Origin of the sequence: Nocardioides sp. LMS-CY (genome assembly GCF_018732145.1) — a bacterium.
Lineage (GTDB): Bacteria > Actinomycetota > Actinomycetes > Propionibacteriales > Nocardioidaceae > Nocardioides > Nocardioides soli.
In genome coordinates this window covers 2468640-2484147 of record NZ_CP076104.1, presented here as the reverse complement: position 1 = coordinate 2484147, position 15508 = coordinate 2468640, and the positions used below count along the sequence as shown (strand labels likewise).

The following is a 15508-nucleotide window of genomic DNA, read 5'->3' as shown; positions in this document are numbered from 1 at the left end:
GAGCCACCATCTCATACGGACGGCGATCGACGGTTGCGGCACGCAGGGGCGCTCAGGCGCCGCCGAGGGGGTTGATGCCGGTCGCCCTGCCCGCGAAGGCGAAGAAGAGCAGGTCGGTCATCTCGAAGGTGTCGCCCCGTCCGTGAGCCGGGCGGAAGTCCGGGTTGCGCAGCAGCGAGAAGCGGCTGCCCTCCATCGCCCGGTGGAACGTCTCGGCCACGAGACGACCGCCGACGCGGCGCATCCGCCCGTCGCCGGTCTCGGCCTCGCGCAGCACGTAGAACCACAGCGGCGTGCGCTCGACGAGCGCGTCCTGCTGACGGCCGGTCAGGCCGTCGAGCTTCGCTCCTCCGCTGCCCTGGACGATCTGGCGCCGGCTCAGCGGCTGCACCGAGACCCCCGCCGCGCGCAGCGCGGCCACCATCTGCTGGCCGCTGGCGAGCTTGAGCATCGAACCGCGCACCAGGTTGCGGAACGCCAGGTTGCGCCGGCGGTCGTCGAACGGGATCCCGGCGCTCCCGCCGAAGGTGCTCGGCGGCAGGTTCTCGAGCGGGTCGGTCAGCAGTGTGTCGATGCGCTGGGCCCGGTTGACCTGGTCGGGCGGGGCGAGCTGCGGGTGTCCGCCGGCCGGGAAGTCGTACATCCGCCGCCAGTCCGCGATCCAGTTGCTGAGCAGGCGGTCCTCGCCCCCGAGGTCGCCGCCGAGCGCGGAGAACTGGAACATGTAGTCGAGGGACCCGATGCCCTGAGGGAACCGCCGGTTCCAGTCGTAGACCGGTCGCACCATGCTGTGCCCCAGCCGGAAGGCGGCGACCGAGAACTCCACCGGCATCCGCGGCATCTCGGTGGGCGCCGCCGCCGGGTCGACGAGCCTGCGGCCGTGGGCGAAGACGTCCTCCACGACGGCGGGGTCGACGATGCGCGGCAGGTAGTCGTGCCTGATCAGCCAGTGGTAGTGGAGCGTCACCGACCTGCGTGCCCGCCGGAACCGCTGCGCCGGCGGGACGCTGGCCGGCAGCTTGTCGACGACGCGGTTGTGGAAGCGGATCATCGCCAGGTGGGTCTGGGCGACGATCAGGTTCTCGTCGTTGCGGGGATCGGGGATCAGCGCCCGACGCCGCTCCTTGCGCGACCCGGTGCCGACCCGGGGCAGGTCGTGACCGTCCTTCGCCCGGTCCGGACCGGTCCGGATCGTGTCGCCGGTCTTCAGCCGCACGCCGTCCTCCGCGTAGAACCCGGCCGAGCCCGCGTCGGCCGGACCGGCGCCGTACAGCGAGTCGAGGTCCAGCGTCGGCGAGCGGCCCTGCAGCAGCTCGGCCGGTGTCACGTCCTCGCCCAGGCGGACGTCGGTCGCGTCCATCGTCAGGTCGTGGTCGATGAACTGGCCGAGATAGGTGTAGCCGGCCGGCACGTCGCCGTGGCCGCCGCCGCCCTTGGTCATCGCCTTGGCCAGCGTCAGTGCGAGCTGCTCCGGGACGACTCGGCCGCGCGGTCCCACCCGCGAGAAGCGGAACGGCGGTGCGGCGGCGCGCCGCACCGCTGGGGCCGGTGGAGCGTCCGGCTCCGTGATCGGGTCGGGCTGGTCGCCCCGGCGTCCGCCGAGCTGGGTGTTGACCACGCCCTCGCCCTCGATGAAGAAGGTCTCTGAACCGTGCCGAGTGTTCATCGTCCGACGCTAGGACGGGCAGCCGCCAGACCGCCTCGCCCAGGTTGGCCATGTTCGGCGGCACCTCCTCCGCCGATGCGTCCGGAATCTCGTCGATCCTCTTGACTTTAAGTTCACTTCAACTTGCAGCCTGGTGGGGACGAGTTCCTGACATCGACTCCTAGGAGAGATCCACCATGCCTGTCGCCGTCATCACCGGCGCGTCCCAGGGCCTCGGCCTCGCCCTCGCCCACGGACTGGCCGGCGCGGGCTGGTCGGTCGTCGCCGACGCGCGCGACGCCGACCGCCTCCAGTCCGCGGTCGCCGGCCTGCCCGGCGGCCCGCACCTCACGGTCGCCGGCGACGTCACCGACTCCTGGCACCGTGGCGCGCTCGCCGCGTCGGCCGCCGACCTCGGCGGCGCCGACCTGCTGGTCAACAACGCGAGCACCCTCGGCGCGAGCCCGCTCCCCCGCCTCGCCGACCTCGACCCCTCGACGTACGCCCGCATCCTCGAGGTGAACGTCGTCGCCCCCGTCGCCCTCGCGGGACTCCTGCTCCCCCAGCTGCGCGGGCGCCGCGGCCGGATCCTGTCCATCACCTCCGACGCCTCGGTCGAGGCGTACGAGACCTGGGGCGGCTACGGGTCGGCGAAGGCCGCGCTCGACCACGCGATGCGGGTGCTCGCCGCCGAGGAGCCGCTGGTCCGGGTGTACGCCGCCGATCCCGGCGACCTGCGCACCGCGATGCACCAGGCGGCGTTCCCGGGCGAGGACATCTCCGACCGGCCCGAGCCCGTCTCCGCCGTACCCCACCTGATGGCGCTGGTCGAGGGCGAGCTGCCGAGCGGGCGCTACCGGGCCGCCGACCTGGCGCCGGTGACGGGGGTGCGTGGATGACCGTGACGATCCGCGAGGCTGCCGTGCCGCCCGAGGCGCGCGGTGTCGCCCGCGACGGCGTCCGGCTCGCGGTGGTCACCCCGGCCGGGACCAGCCACACCACCACGTCGCGGCTGACCGACCACCTGCGCCCCGGCGACCTGCTCGTCGTCAACACCAGCGCGACCCTGCCGGCCGCGGTGGACGCCGACGGCTTCGGGGTGCACGTGTCGGCCGGCCTCGACGACGGCAGCTGGGTGGTCGAGGTGCGCCAGCCCGACAACAGCGGCCCGGCCATGCCGGTGCCGGGCGAGGCCCTGACGCTGCCCGGCGGGCTCACGCTGCGGGTGCAGGAGCCGCACCCGGCCGGCCAGACCCGGCTGTGGCGGGCGCTCCCGTCGCCGACGGTCGACCGCGCGACGTACCTGCACCGCTGGGGTCGCCCGATCCGCTACCGCTACGTGCACGGGTCGTGGCCGCTCGACGCGCTCCAGAACGTCTACGCCACCCACCCCGGCAGCGCCGAGATGCCCAGCGCCGGGCGGCCGCTGACCGAGCGACTGCTGGTCCGGCTGATGGCCGCCGGGGTCGTGATCGCCCCGGTGGTGCTGCACACCGGCGTGGCCAGCCAGGAGAAGCACGAGCCGCCGCAGCCCGAGAAGTACGCCGTGCCTCCCGCCACCGCCCGCCTGGTCGGCTCGACCCGGGCCGCGGGTCGCCGGGTCGTCGCCGTCGGCACCACCGTCGTCCGCGCGCTCGAGTCCGCCGCCACCGTCGACGCCCGGGTGATCCCCACGGCCGGCTGGACCTCCCTGGTCCTCGACGAGTCTCGGCCGGCCCGCGTCGTCGACGGTCTGCTCACCGGCCTCCACGAGGCCGAGGCCTCGCACCTCCAGCTCCTCGCGGCCGTCGCCGGCCGCCGCCTGGTCGACCGCGGGTACGCCGACCTCGCCACCCTCGACGCCCCGCCGTACCTGTGGCACGAGTTCGGCGACAGCATGCTGCTGCTCCCCTGAGCCGCGCGATCGGTGGTTTCGAGGCTCGGCGCTGGCGCGCCTCGCACCTCAACCACCGTCGGTAGACACGCTGGTTGAGGTGCGAAGGCCGCCAGGCCTGAGCCTCGAAACCACCCGCCGACCACCGCTCCGGTCCAGACCGGCGATTCGGCGGCGTAACACCCAGGTCGGCCCCTACGCTTCTCTGGCTATGAACGTGCTGCGTGAGCGCCGAGGTGCGCGCCTGGTCGTCGTCGGTGCCGCGCTCGCGGTCCTGGCGGGATCCGTGGGCCTGGCGCCGGCGACAGCCGCCAGGCCCACGGCGAAGCCGAGGCCCAAGCCGGTCATCGCCGAGCAGAAGGTCTCGCCGTACCGCTACTTCTCGCCGGACGGCGACGGGTCGGCGGACGCGGTCGGCGTCCCGTTCCGGCTGCGGGCCAAGGCCCGGGTGTCGGTGGTGATCCGCCCGATGTCCTCGGACTCGCACGCCAGTCCGTACGACGGCGTGGCGACGAAGGAGGTCGTGCGCCGCGCCGACGTCGGGACCCGGAAGGCCGGCGATCGAACCTGGTGGTGGCGCGGTCGCGACGACGACGGCAGAGTCGTCGAGGACGGCTCCTACGAGATCGCGGTGAAGGCGAGGCCGCTGGGGAAGAAGCGCCCGGCGGGCTCGATCTCGTTGGTCGTGGACTCGCATACGACGTTCCATCTTCGAGACGACCAGTCGCCGGCGATCACGGTCAGCCGCAGGTCGCTCTACCCCGACACGACCGCGATCAAGGACCAGATCTCGATCTCGACGAACGAGCTGCCCGGCGGCCGGTGGGACCCCGAGGGATCGACAGCGCGCCTGTCGATCACCGATGCGGCCGGAGCCGTGGTCCGCCAGCAGACGTACCCGGGTCACCTGCTGTGGGACGGCACGAGCTCGTCCGGCGCCCGGGTCCCCAACGGCCTGTACACGGTCCACGCGGACTGGTCCGACAACTACGGCCACCGCGTCTCGAAGAGCATGGACATCACGGTGGCCGCCGGTTCGCTGGTCCGGCAGGACTGGTCCAAGACGTTCGACGACCCGAGCGATCTGCTCGTCCAGAACGGTTACTCGTGCCCGCCCGGGTACTACGAGTGCGAACCGCACGCGGTCGCGCGACAGAGCACCCGCTTCGGCACCGGGCTCAGCTTCGGCCCGACCGCCCTGGCCAGGTTCGAGACGACGCTGCCGTTCGCCCCGCTCGACCCGGTCGTCGACCGGATCCGGCTGAGCGTCTCCGGCGGTCCCGCATCGGCCGGTGACACGACGGCGAACGCGTACTACTACCCGGCGGGCGCCGTCTCGAGCGCCGTACCGTCCGGCGACGGGACGACCGTGTCGGAGTGGTTCCGGACGGACCGGATCGGGCAGACGGGCCGGTTCGGATGGACCGTCGGCTCCGCCGCGGGCGGGTACGACGTCGACTCGTTCACCGTCGACCTCGTGCACTGGGCGCCGCCGACCGGCTGAGGATCCCGGACCACCCGCGCCGGGGCTTCGCTACGGCGTGGCGGCCACGACGCTCTCGGCGGCCGTCTCGTCGACACAGGTGGCCACGCGCCGCGCCCCCTCGGACGAGCCGAGCAGGTCCGCGAAGTCGGTCGCCGGGTCGTACCAGCCCCCGCCGCCGTCGAACCGCTCGCCGACGACGACTCTCGACCCGTCGACCTGCACCACGGCCCGCGCGGCGCCATCCCACGTGGTGCCCTGCGGCCAGAACACGACGCTCCCGCCGATCAACAGGCAGCCCTCCCGCTCACGCAGCTGCCCCACGACCTGGGCGGCCGGGTAGGCGTTCCAGTCCTCGACGACGGTGATGACCGGGCCCGCCTCGGCCCCTTCTGGCGCATCGGCGCCACCCGCCGCGAGGAGTGCCAGCAGCGCCGTCCCGACGAGCGACGTGGTCCGATCCCCCACGACGCCGCCCTCCCGACCTGTTCGTGCCTCTCGCCGGACCGATAGGACGCCGCGGGCAGCCCGCGAGTTCCAGCGGCCGGTCGCGGGACGGCGCGATCCCTACGACCCGATGAGCGTCTGCAGCGCCGCGTGCGTCTCCCGGTCCGCGGCGGCGAGCAGCCCGCTACCGCCGGCGGAGTCGACCTCCGCGCCGCGCAGGTCCGTCACCACGCACCCCACGGCCCGGCACAGCGCGATGCCGGCGGCGAAGTGCACGTTGTCGACGAAGTGGCCGTCGGTGACGTACGCCGCGCGCCGGCCCGCCGCGACCCAGGCCAGGGCGAGCGTCGTCGACAGCACCCGACCGCCGAACCGGGCGCGGAAGTCCGGATGGCCGAGCAGCTCGGCGGGACGGAAGCGATCGGGGTCGGGGTGGACCGCGTCGAGGTTGACGTCGACGAGGGCGCTGACCGGCGATGGCTCGAGCCGGGTGTCGTCGAAGCCGCGGCGCAGCCAGGCACCGCCGCCGTCGGTCCAGAACGCCTCGCCGGCCAGGGGATCCGCCGCGGCGGCGGCCACGACAGACGCGCCGTCACGCAGCGCGACGTTCACGGCGACCAACGGTGTGGTGGCCGCGAAGTTGAGGGTGCCGCACAGCGGGTCGACCAGCCAGGTGCGGTCGGCCCGCACCGCTCCGGTGCGCCCGCTCTCCTCGCCCAGGAGCGCGTCGTGGGGTCGCGCGTCGCGGAGCACCGCGAGGATCGCCTGCTCCGCCTCGATGTCGGTCGCCGTGGCGAAGTCGGTGGCGGTCTTGGCGAAGCGCTCCTGCGGGGATCCGTACCTGGCCCGGACGACGGCCGCACCGGCCGACGCCGCCGCCAGGGCGACCTCGGCGTCGGGTCCCGGACGAGGACTCACGCGCCACCGAGGAACGAGTACCGCACCTCGCGCTCGGAGTTGTCGACGTTCAGGTCGACCAGGCACACGCTCTGCCAGGTGCCGAGCGCCATCCGGCCGCCGACGACGGGGATCGTCGCGTGCGGCGGGACGATCGCGGGCATCACGTGCGAGCGCCCGTGCCCGCGACTGCCGTGCCGGTGCCGCCACCGGTCGTCCGCGGGCAGCAGGTCGCCCAGCGCGGTGAGCAGGTCGTCGTCGCTGCCGGCACCGGTCTCGATGACCGCGATGCCCGCCGTGGCGTGCGGGACGAAGACGTTGAGCAGCCCGTCGCCGCGGCCGGACAGGAACTCCCGACAGTCCTCGGTCAGGTCGAGCACGACCTCGTCGGATCCGGTCCGGTAGCTGCGGGTCTCGCTGTCCACGGTGCCGATGGTGTCACGGCCCGGGTCACGGGCGGATAGCGTCGCGCCATGGACGTGCGCTCCCTGGCCTTCCGGACCGATCTCGCGCTGCTGCGACTGGCGGGAAGCGAGGTCGATGACCACGGCTCGTTCCTCGCGGTGCGTACGCCTGACAACCCGACGTACTACTGGGGCAACTTCCTGCTGCTCCCCCGCCCGCCGACGACCGAGGAGCTGCCCGCGTGGGTCGACCGGTTCCGCTCGACGTACCCGCGGTCCCGGCACCTGGCGTTCGGCGTCGACGGCGGCGCCGGCGGCCTCGACGACCTCGAGCCGTTCCGGCTGGCAGGGCTGGAGGTCGACGCATCCTCGGTGATGACGGCGACGTCGGTGCACGAGCCGCCGCGGCCCAACCGCGAGGCGACCTATCGGCCGCTCTCCGGCCACGACGACTGGCGACAGCAGCTCGAGCTCGGGATCGCCGGCGAGCACGAGGAGAGCGGTCAGGAGTTCGTCGTCGCGAAGACCGCGGCCGAGCGGACCCTGAGCGAGCGCGGCATCGGCGCGTGGTGGGGCGCCTTCGTCGGCGACCGGCTGCTGGCCTCGATGGGGCTGTTCTCGGCCAGCCCCGGCCTGGCGCGCTTCCAGCAGGTCAAGACCCACCCCGAGGCCCGCGGGCGTGGCCTGGCCGGGACCCTGGTACACCGGGTCAGCCGGTACGGCTTCGAGGAACTCGGGGCGGCGACCCTGGTGATGGTCGCCGACCCCGAGTACCTCGCGATCCGGGTCTACCGCTCCGTCGGCTTCACCGACGCCGAGGTGCAGCTGACCGCTCAGCTCACCCCAGCTGTGGAGGGTTGACCTTCGTGATGATGGCCTGCGCGCCGGCAGCGCCGTCCTGGTCGCCGCGGATGGAGGCGACGACGTCGATGGTGCTGCCGCCCGGCGGCACCGTGACGACGTGCCCGCCGCTCGTCTGCGCGGCCTCCGCCGTACCGGGGAGGTTCCCGGTCCAGATGGTGCCGGGGATGTTGTCGGCGTCCTGGTAGAGCGTGACCACGCCGTAGTCCTCGCTGAACGGGTCGCCCAGGAAGAACTGCGCGGTGACGTCGACGACGTACGTGCCCTCGGGGAGGCCGAACCTGAGGATCGTGGTCTCGGTGTCGCCGCCACCGCTGTTGGCGACGATCGGCACCAGCCAGGCGCCGAGGCCGTTGTCGGCGCCCGGGGTGGAGTCGTCGGTGATCCTCGACCAGGCGGTCACCAGGGAGTCGCCGGGGTCGCCCTTGTCGCCCTTGTCGCCCTTGTCGCCCTTCGCGCCGGGCGCGCCGTCCTTGCCGGCGGGACCCGCCGGGCCGGCCGTTCCGTCCGTGCCCGGGGTGCCGTCCTGGCCCGACCGGATCTCGTCGAGCAGGCCGGCCTTGAGCTTGTTCGGTCCGACGCTCTCCGGTGCGAGGTGGCGGCTGGCGACCGCGTGCTTGGCGATGTCGTCGCCGGTGATCAGCCGTCCGGCGACGGCGCCGGTCGTGGTGCCGCCGACGAAGATCGCAGCGGCGGTGAGGACGGACAGGCTGACCTTGGTTGATCGGTTCATGTGCTTCTTTCGTCCGGGAACAGGGAACCCTCGGACGCTAGGGGCTCGAACGCCACCTCCGCAGGAGTTTCGGGCAGGCTCGTCGGAGCGCCGGGTCGCCTCAGACGTCGGCGCCCGACCCGGAGCCGCCGCCGTCGGGAGCGCGCACGCCGCCCGCGCACGACGCGAAGGGCTCCGGGGCGGTCTCCCCGCCGCCGTACCGGCGCACGAACAGCTCCAGCCGCGGGTCGTCCGCACCCTCGAGCTCCAGCTGCCGACCCCAGACGGTCACCACGACCGGGGCGGAGAGGCCGGGGTACGGCGCGAGGAGGCCGTTCTGCGGCAGCCGCTCGGCGAGCGTCGCGACGTCGCCGGCATCGAGGTCGGGGTCGTAGGAGATCCACACCGAGCCATGCTCCAAGTCGTGCACGGCGTTCTCCTCGCGCACCGGCTCGTCGTAGACGCCGCAGTCGAGCCAGGTCGGGTCGTGCCGCCCGCCGACCGGCGGGCTCTGCGGGTAGTCGACGTCGTCGGCGGTGTGCTCCACCGGCAGGTCGTCGTAGGCCCGCACCGCACTCAGGTCGGCGGGCGTGGGGTCCTCGACGAGGAGCATCGGCACCGCCACCGCCAGGCAGGCCACGATCGCCACCCCGATCACCGCGAGCGCGATCACCGGACCGCGCGCGGGGCGCGGCGGCGTGGGTGCCGACGACACCAGGAACGTCGCGGGCGGGCCCGCCGGCGGCGGGCCGAGCGGGGGCGGGTACGCCGGCGGTGGCGGCAGGTCGCTCATCGGGCGGCGGTCAGTCCCCGAGCAGCCGCTCGACCCGCTCGACCTTCGCGGTCAGCTGCCCCTCCCAGCCCGGCCGGATGTCGGCCTTGAGTACCAGCCCCACCCGCGGGGACACCTCGGCGACGACGTCGACCGCCTGCTTCACGACCGCCATCACCTCGTCCCACTCGCCCTCGACGTTGGTGAACATCGAGTTCAGCTCGTAGGGCAGCCCGGACTCCTTGACGACCCGTACCGCCGCGGCCACGGCCGCGGACACGCTGCCGGTCTCGTCACCGGTGGTCGGAGAGATGCTGAACGCGACGATCATGCGGCAACGGTAGCCAGCACTCCGACGAGCGGACCATACCGGTGCCCGCGTCAGCGCCGCCCGCCGCGCGGCGACGTACTCCTCGAACGACGCCCGGACTCCCGGGGAGCAGTCACACCCCCACCCACGCACCCAGCCCCGGGAGAGGTTGGCCGAAATGCCGAGTCGGCGCTACTTCACCAGGTCTCGGGTGAAGCAGCGCCGACTCGAGGGTGTTTTCGCGCCGACTCGGCGTTGTTCAGCCCCGACGCAAGTTGCGCAGGACGTACTGCATGATGCCGCCGTTGCGGTAGTAGTTCGCCTCGCCGGGGGTGTCGATGCGGACGACCGCGTCGAACTCCACGCTGCGCCCGTCGGCAGCGGTGGCCGTGACCTTGACGGTCTTGGGGGTGCGGCCCTCGTTGAGCGCGGTGATGCCCGCGAACGAGAACTCCTCCTCGCCGGTGAGACCCAGCGACTCAGCGCCCTCGCCCTCGGGGAACTGGAGCGGGATCACACCCATGCCGATCAGGTTCGAGCGGTGGATCCGCTCGTAGGACTCGGCGATCACGGCCCGCACGCCCAGCAGCGAGGTGCCCTTGGCGGCCCAGTCGCGCGACGAGCCGGAACCGTACTCCTTGCCGGCCAGGACGACCAGGGGCGTGCCGGCGGCGAGGTAGTTCTCCGACGCCTCGAACACCGTGGTGACGCTCTGCTCACCACTGGCGCCCTGGGTGAAGTCGCGGGTGAAGCCGCCCTCGGTGCCCGGCGCGAGCTGGTTGCGCAGCCGGATGTTGGCGAACGTGCCCCGGATCATGACCTCGTGGTTGCCGCGCCGCGAGCCGTAGGAGTTGAAGTCCCGCTGCTCGACGCCGTGCTCGGCGAGGTACTTGCCCGCGGGCGAGTCCTTCTTGATCGCGCCCGCCGGGCTGATGTGGTCGGTGGTGACCGAGTCGCCCAGCTTGAGCAGCACCCGCGCGCCCTCGATGTCGGACACCGGGGTCGGCTCGTCGGGCATGCCTTCGAAGTAGGGAGGCTTGCGGACGTACGTCGAGTCCGCGTCCCACTCGAAGATGTCGCCCTCGGGAGTGGGCAGCGACCGCCAGCGATCGTCGCCGGCGAACACGTCGGCGTACTCCTGGGCGAAGGTCTCGGCCGACATCGCCGACGCGATGACCTCCTCGACCTCGGACGGCGAGGGCCAGATGTCCTTGAGGAAGACGTCGTTGCCGTCCGTGTCCTGGCCCAGCGGGTCGTTGAACAGGTCGACGTCCATCGAGCCGGCCAGCGCGTAGGCGACGACCAACGGCGGGGACGCGAGGTAGTTCATCTTCACGTCGGGGTTGATCCGGCCCTCGAAGTTGCGATTGCCCGAGAGCACCGAGACGACGGCGAGGTCGTTCTCGTTGACCGCGGCCGAGACCTCGGGGATCAGCGGGCCGGAGTTGCCGATGCAGGTGGTGCAGCCGTAGCCGACCAGGTTGAAGCCGAGCTTGTCGAGGTACGGCGTGAGGCCGGACTTCTCGTAGTAGTCCGAGACCACCTTCGAGCCGGGGGCGAGCGTGGTCTTGACCCACGGCTTGCGCTGCAGGCCCTTCTCGACGGCCCGCTTGGCGAGCAGCGCCGCGCCGATCATCACCGACGGGTTGGAGGTGTTGGTGCACGAGGTGATGGCCGCAATCGCGACCGCACCGTGGTCGAGCTCGAACGTGGTGCCGTCCTCGAGCGTGACGGTCGCGGGGTTGCTCGCCCGGCCGCCGTCCGTCGGCGCGCAGGTGAGGTAGTCGCGGGCGGGCGTCTGCCCGTGGATGTCCTCGTGCGCGGCCGGCGAGTCGGAGGCCGGGAAGGACTCCTCGAGCGCCTCGTCGTACGCACCCGAGACGGCGGGCGCCTCGTGCTCGACGTACGCCGTGAGGGCCCCGCGGAAGGACTGCTTGGCGTCGGTGACCTCGATCCGGTCCTGCGGGCGCTTCGGGCCGGCGATGGACGGGACGACGGTCCCCAGGTCGAGCTCGAGCTTCTCGCTGTAGCGCGGCTCGGCGCTCGGGTCGTGCCACAGGCCCTGGGCCTTGGCGTAGGCCTCGACCAGCGCGAGCTGCTCGGCGGAGCGGCCGGTGAGCTCGAGGTACTTGACGGTCTCCTCGTCGATCGGGAAGACCGCGATCGTGGAGCCGAACTCGGGGCTCATGTTGCCGATCGTGGCGCGGTTGGCCAGCGGCAGCGCGGAGACGCCCGGACCGTAGAACTCGACGAACTTGCCGACCACGCCGTGCTGGCGCAGCATCTCGGTGATGGTGAGCACCAGGTCGGTGGCGGTCGAGCCCTCGGGCAGGTCGCCGGAGAGCTTGAAGCCGACCACGCGCGGAATCAGCATCGACACCGGCTGGCCGAGCATCGCGGCCTCGGCCTCGATGCCGCCGACGCCCCAGCCGACCACGCCGATGCCGTTGACCATCGTGGTGTGGGAGTCGGTGCCGACGCAGGTGTCGGGGTAGGCGAGCAGCTCGCCATCCACCTCACGGGTGAAGACGGTGCGGGCGAGGTGCTCGATGTTGACCTGGTGCACGATGCCGGTGCCCGGCGGGACGACCTTGAAGTCGTCGAAGGCGCCCTGGCCCCAGCGCAGGAACTGGTAGCGCTCGCGGTTGCGCTCGTACTCGATCTCGACGTTGCGCTCGAAGGCCTCCGGCGTACCGAAGACGTCGGCGATCACGGAGTGGTCGATGACCATCTCGGCGGGCGCGAGCGGGTTGATCTTCGACGGGTCGCCGCCGAGGTCGGCCATCGCCTCGCGCATCGTGGCGAGGTCGACGACGCAGGGGACGCCGGTGAAGTCCTGCATGATCACGCGCGCCGGCGTGAACTGGATCTCCTTGTCGGGCTCGGCGCTCTCGTCCCAGCCGGCCAGCGCCTTGATGTCGTCGGCGGTGATGTCCGCACCGTCCTCGGTGCGCAGCAGGTTCTCCAACAGCACCTTGAGGCTGAACGGCAGGCTCGCGACGTCCAGTCCCTCGCCCTCGACCGCGTCGAGGCGGAAGATCTCGTAGGACTTCCCGTCCACGTCCAGGGTGCTCTTCGCACCGAAGCTGTTCTGACTGGCCACAGCCGTCATCTCCTGAATGTCTCGTCGTCCGGTGTGATCGCTCCTCCATCCTGCCGCCGCGCCGGAACGCGGCAAAAGGAAGGCTCCCCTAACTTCCGAGAGCGGAGGTCGTCGCCATATCTCTTGATATCAAGATACATGATGCCGAGAGGAGACGCACCCGCGGCCCGGTAACCACGATGCGTCCGGACGCGCGGGCGGGTAGGTTCCCGTACTCGTGCGCACCTACCTCCGGCTCTTCGTCGCGGGGTTCCGGCGGCAGTCGACCTACCGTCTCGCGGCGTTCGGCGGGCTGGTCGCCAACACCGCGTTCGGACTGCTCAAGGTCGCGCTGCTCTTCGCCGCGGTGCGCACGTCGGGCGGTGAGCTCGCGGGGTACGACGTGGCGATGATGAGCAGCTACATCTGGATCTCCCAGGGGATGCTCGGCTCGGTCAACCTGACCGGTCGCACCGAGATCGCCGACCGGATCCGCACCGGCGACGTCGCGGTCGACTTCCTGCGTCCGCTCGACGTGCACCTGGCGAGCGTCACCACCGAGGTCGGCCGGGCGGTGTTCGCGCTGATCCCGCGCGGCATCCCGTCGGTGGTCATCGGCGCCCTGCTGGTCGGCATGGCAGTACCCGAGGACCCGTGGGCCTACCCGCTGGGCGCGGTCAGCCTGCTGCTCGGCATCGTCGTGTCGGCCACCACGGTCTACCTCGTCGGGGTCTCGGGCTTCTGGCTGCTGGAGACGCGCGGCGTCGCGCTCCTCTACATGGTCGTCTCGGGCTTCCTGGCCGGGCTCTTCGTGCCGATCGCGCTGTTCCCCGACTGGCTGCGCCTGGTCGCGACCGCGACGCCGTTCCCCGCGATGATGATGTACCCGGTCGACGTGCTCTCCGGGCGGGTGGGCGGCGCGGCCGCGGTCGGCCTGGTCGCGCTCCAGGTGCTCTGGCTGGTGCTCACCGTCGCGGCCGGGCAGCTCGCGACCCGGGTCGGCCGCCGGCGGCTGGAGGTGCAGGGTGGCTGACCTCGCGGCGTACCGCGCCGTCCTCGCCTCGCGGATCCGCGCGCAGCGCAGCTACCGCACCAGCTTCGTCCTCGACCTGGCCAGCTCGCTGCTGGTCGGGTTCGTCGAGCTCGCCGAGGTGTGGGTGGTCTTCCACGCCGTCACCGAGCTGGGCGGCCTCGACCTCGCCGCCGTGGTGCTGGTCTTCGGCCTCGCCGACCTGGCGTTCTCGCTCGCGGACCTGTCCTTCGGCCACTGCGACACGCTGCCGACCTACCTGCGGGCCGGCACGCTCGACGTCTTCTACCTGCGCCCCCAGCCGCTGCTGCTGCAGCTGATCACCAGCGACATCTCGCTGCGCCGCCTGGCCCGGGCCGTCGTCGGCGCCGCGGCCCTCGGCGTCGGGCTGGCGGTGAACGACGTCGCGTGGAGCCTCGCCTCGGTCGCCCTGATCGTGCTGGCGCTGGTCAGCGGGATCGCGACCTTCGCGGCCATGTTCGTCTGGGCCGCGGGCGCGCAGTTCTACCTCATCGACGGCGCCGAGGCGACCAACGCGTTCGTCTACGGCGGCCGGTACGCCGCCACCCAGCCGGCCTCGGTCTGGAGCCGGCCGCTCGTGGTGGTGTTCGGCTTCTTCTTCCCGATGGCGTTCACGGCCTACCTGCCCGTCGTGACGCTGCTCGGCCTGCCCGGACCCGAGTGGATGCCGACGTGGCTCGGGTGGTGCGCACCCGTGGCCGCCCTGTGGGCCTGGGTGCTCGCGCTGCTGACCTGGCGCGCCGGCGTACGTCACTACCAAGGAGGCGGAGGATGATCACCCCCACGATCGGCCCGATCATCGAGACCCACGACCTCGGCCGGGACTTCCGGGTCCGCGACGGACTCCGGCGGCGTACCGTCGTCGCGGTCGACCGGCTGTCCATCCGGGTCGAGCCCGGCGAGGCGGTCGGCTACATCGGGGCCAACGGCGCCGGGAAGTCGACGACGATCAAGCTGCTCACCGGCATCCTGATGCCTACCCGCGGCACGGTCGCGACGTGCGGGCTGCGCCCGATGGCCGACCGCCGCCGGCTGGCCCGCGAGGTCGGCGTGGTCTTCGGCCAGCGCACCCAGCTGTGGTGGGACCTGCCGGTCCGCGACTCGCTGCGCCTGCTCGCCTCGATCCATGCGCTCGGCCGGGTCGCCGAGCGCGAGCGCACCGACGAGCTCGTCGAGCGCCTCGAGCTCGCCGAGTTCCTCGGTACGCCGGTGCGTCAGCTCTCGCTCGGCCAGCGGATGCGCGCCGAGGTGGCGGCCGCCCTCCTGCACTCGCCGCGGCTGGTGATCCTCGACGAGCCGACGATCGGCCTCGACGTGCTCTCCAAGCAGCGGCTGCGCGAGTTCCTGATCGCCGAGCGCAGCCGGCACGGCACCACGCTGCTGCTCACCACCCACGACATGGGCGACGTGGAGCGGCTCTGCGACCGCATCCTGCTCGTCGACCGCGGATCGCTGGTCTACGACGGCACCCTCGCCGGCCTGTCCCGCACGGTCGGCGCCGAGCGGGTCCTGGTCGTCGACCTAGCCGAGCCGACGCCGGACCTCGCCGACGTGCCCGACACCCGCCACCTCGGCAGCGAGGCCGGCGGGATGCGCCAGCGGCTCGCCTTCGATCCCGAGTCGACGACCGCGGCCCGCGTGCTCGCCTCGCTCAGCGACCGGGCCGAGCTGGTCGACCTGGCCGTCGAGGAGCCCGAGATCGAGGAGATCGTCCGCCGGATCTACGCCTCGCGGCGCTGAGCCGGCCGCCTCTGGGGCCGCGGGTCGGCGGTGGCAGGTGCGGTGCGCGCGCGGACGTCATACGTTCCGAGCAAGGGGACACACCGTCCGTATGACGTCCCGCGGCGATCCCCACCGCCGACCCGGGTCGGCGGCCGGCGGGCTCCAGCAGCGCCACGCACTCGACGTGGTGGGTCATCGGGAACACGTAGATGGGACTGAGCGCGAATGCGATCCCCTGCGACTGGCTGC

15 protein-coding genes are annotated in these 15508 nt (G+C 72.4%); 7 read left to right on the top strand and 8 right to left on the bottom strand.

The window, feature by feature from the left end; all coding sequences use genetic code 11:
* Positions 1 to 52: 52 nt before the first annotated feature.
* Positions 53 to 1666, bottom strand: a complete 1614-nt coding sequence (locus KM427_RS12010; protein ID WP_215527321.1) for a peroxidase family protein — start codon at positions 1664 to 1666, stop codon at positions 53 to 55.
* A gap of 176 nt (positions 1667 to 1842) precedes the next feature.
* Between KM427_RS12010 and KM427_RS12005 the strand changes: the two genes are divergently transcribed.
* The 3 genes from KM427_RS12005 (at position 1843) to KM427_RS11995 (ending at position 5022) form a co-directional block, all read left to right on the top strand.
* Entirely contained in the window at positions 1843 to 2544 is a 702-nt protein-coding gene (locus KM427_RS12005; RefSeq protein ID WP_183594878.1) for an SDR family NAD(P)-dependent oxidoreductase, read from the top strand.
* Positions 2541 to 3539, top strand: a complete 999-nt coding sequence (locus KM427_RS12000) for an S-adenosylmethionine:tRNA ribosyltransferase-isomerase (RefSeq protein WP_215527320.1) — start codon at positions 2541 to 2543, stop codon at positions 3537 to 3539. Before KM427_RS12005 ends, KM427_RS12000 begins: the two co-directional genes overlap by 4 nt.
* A gap of 190 nt (positions 3540 to 3729) precedes the next feature.
* On the top strand, positions 3730 to 5022 hold the full coding sequence (locus KM427_RS11995; protein ID WP_215527319.1) for a FlgD immunoglobulin-like domain containing protein: 1293 nt from the start codon (positions 3730 to 3732) through the stop codon (positions 5020 to 5022).
* 30 nt (positions 5023 to 5052) lie between these two features.
* Here the strand turns inward: KM427_RS11995 and KM427_RS11990 are convergent, their stop codons facing one another.
* From KM427_RS11990 to KM427_RS11980, 3 genes are all read right to left on the bottom strand, one after another.
* Complete coding sequence (locus KM427_RS11990) at positions 5053 to 5469, bottom strand: hypothetical protein (protein ID WP_215527318.1); 417 nt, start codon at positions 5467 to 5469, stop codon at positions 5053 to 5055.
* 99 nt (positions 5470 to 5568) lie between these two features.
* On the bottom strand, positions 5569 to 6366 hold the full coding sequence (locus KM427_RS11985) for an inositol monophosphatase family protein (protein ID WP_215527317.1): 798 nt from the start codon (positions 6364 to 6366) through the stop codon (positions 5569 to 5571).
* The gene (locus tag KM427_RS11980; protein WP_183594873.1) at positions 6363 to 6770 is read right to left on the bottom strand and encodes a YjbQ family protein; all 408 of its coding nucleotides are present in this window, start codon (positions 6768 to 6770) and stop codon (positions 6363 to 6365) included. Before KM427_RS11980 ends, KM427_RS11985 begins: the two co-directional genes overlap by 4 nt.
* A gap of 48 nt (positions 6771 to 6818) precedes the next feature.
* Between KM427_RS11980 and KM427_RS11975 the strand changes: the two genes are divergently transcribed.
* Positions 6819 to 7610: a GNAT family N-acetyltransferase gene (locus KM427_RS11975; RefSeq protein ID WP_215527316.1), complete on the top strand. Its 792-nt coding sequence runs from the start codon at positions 6819 to 6821 to the stop codon at positions 7608 to 7610.
* Here the strand turns inward: KM427_RS11975 and KM427_RS11970 are convergent.
* The 4 genes from KM427_RS11970 to KM427_RS11955 all read right to left on the bottom strand — a co-directional run bounded on the left by KM427_RS11970 (position 7588) and on the right by KM427_RS11955 (position 12516).
* Positions 7588 to 8343, bottom strand: coding sequence for a hypothetical protein (locus KM427_RS11970; protein ID WP_215527315.1), 756 nt, complete (start codon positions 8341 to 8343; stop codon positions 7588 to 7590). The genes KM427_RS11975 and KM427_RS11970 overlap by 23 nt on opposite strands.
* 100 nt (positions 8344 to 8443) lie before the next feature.
* Entirely contained in the window at positions 8444 to 9115 is a 672-nt protein-coding gene (locus KM427_RS11965) for a thioredoxin-like domain-containing protein (protein ID WP_215527314.1), read from the bottom strand.
* A gap of 10 nt (positions 9116 to 9125) precedes the next feature.
* Positions 9126 to 9425 carry an MTH1187 family thiamine-binding protein gene (locus KM427_RS11960; protein ID WP_183594870.1) on the bottom strand — a complete coding sequence of 100 codons (300 nt, stop codon included), beginning with the start codon at positions 9423 to 9425 and terminating at the stop codon, positions 9126 to 9128.
* A 238-nt stretch (positions 9426 to 9663) separates the two neighbouring features.
* Positions 9664 to 12516 carry an aconitate hydratase gene (locus tag KM427_RS11955; protein WP_215527313.1) on the bottom strand — a complete coding sequence of 951 codons (2853 nt, stop codon included), beginning with the start codon at positions 12514 to 12516 and terminating at the stop codon, positions 9664 to 9666.
* A 208-nt stretch (positions 12517 to 12724) separates the two neighbouring features.
* Between KM427_RS11955 and KM427_RS11950 the strand changes: the two genes are divergently transcribed.
* The 3 genes from KM427_RS11950 to KM427_RS11940 are packed head-to-tail and all read left to right on the top strand — an operon-like array spanning position 12725 to position 15277.
* Positions 12725 to 13519, top strand: a complete 795-nt coding sequence (locus KM427_RS11950) for an ABC transporter permease (protein ID WP_215527312.1) — start codon at positions 12725 to 12727, stop codon at positions 13517 to 13519.
* Positions 13512 to 14312: an ABC transporter permease gene (locus KM427_RS11945; RefSeq protein WP_183594867.1), complete on the top strand. Its 801-nt coding sequence runs from the start codon at positions 13512 to 13514 to the stop codon at positions 14310 to 14312. The genes KM427_RS11950 and KM427_RS11945 overlap by 8 nt, the downstream gene beginning before the upstream one ends.
* Positions 14309 to 15277 (top strand): ABC transporter ATP-binding protein, encoded by a 969-nt coding sequence (locus tag KM427_RS11940; protein ID WP_183594866.1) that lies wholly within the window; start codon positions 14309 to 14311, stop codon positions 15275 to 15277. Before KM427_RS11945 ends, KM427_RS11940 begins: the two co-directional genes overlap by 4 nt.
* The last annotated feature ends 231 nt before the right edge of the window (positions 15278 to 15508 follow it).

Bases quoted from the DNA above. Each gene is read 5' to 3' on its own strand.
- KM427_RS11955 (WP_215527313.1), bottom strand. From the start codon at position 12,516: ATGACGGCTGTGGCCAGTCAGAACAGCTTCGGTGCGAAGAGCACCCTG.
- KM427_RS12000 (WP_215527320.1), top strand. From the start codon at position 2,541: ATGACCGTGACGATCCGCGAGGCTGCCGTGCCGCCCGAGGCGCGCGGT.
- KM427_RS11965 (WP_215527314.1), bottom strand. From the start codon at position 9,115: ATGAGCGACCTGCCGCCACCGCCGGCGTACCCGCCCCCGCTCGGCCCG.
- KM427_RS11960 (WP_183594870.1), bottom strand. From the start codon at position 9,425: ATGATCGTCGCGTTCAGCATCTCTCCGACCACCGGTGACGAGACCGGC.
- KM427_RS12010 (WP_215527321.1), bottom strand. From the start codon at position 1,666: ATGAACACTCGGCACGGTTCAGAGACCTTCTTCATCGAGGGCGAGGGC.
- KM427_RS11940 (WP_183594866.1), top strand. From the start codon at position 14,309: ATGATCACCCCCACGATCGGCCCGATCATCGAGACCCACGACCTCGGC.
- KM427_RS11970 (WP_215527315.1), bottom strand. From the start codon at position 8,343: ATGAACCGATCAACCAAGGTCAGCCTGTCCGTCCTCACCGCCGCTGCG.
- KM427_RS12005 (WP_183594878.1), top strand. From the start codon at position 1,843: ATGCCTGTCGCCGTCATCACCGGCGCGTCCCAGGGCCTCGGCCTCGCC.
- KM427_RS11995 (WP_215527319.1), top strand. From the start codon at position 3,730: ATGAACGTGCTGCGTGAGCGCCGAGGTGCGCGCCTGGTCGTCGTCGGT.
- KM427_RS11975 (WP_215527316.1), top strand. From the start codon at position 6,819: ATGGACGTGCGCTCCCTGGCCTTCCGGACCGATCTCGCGCTGCTGCGA.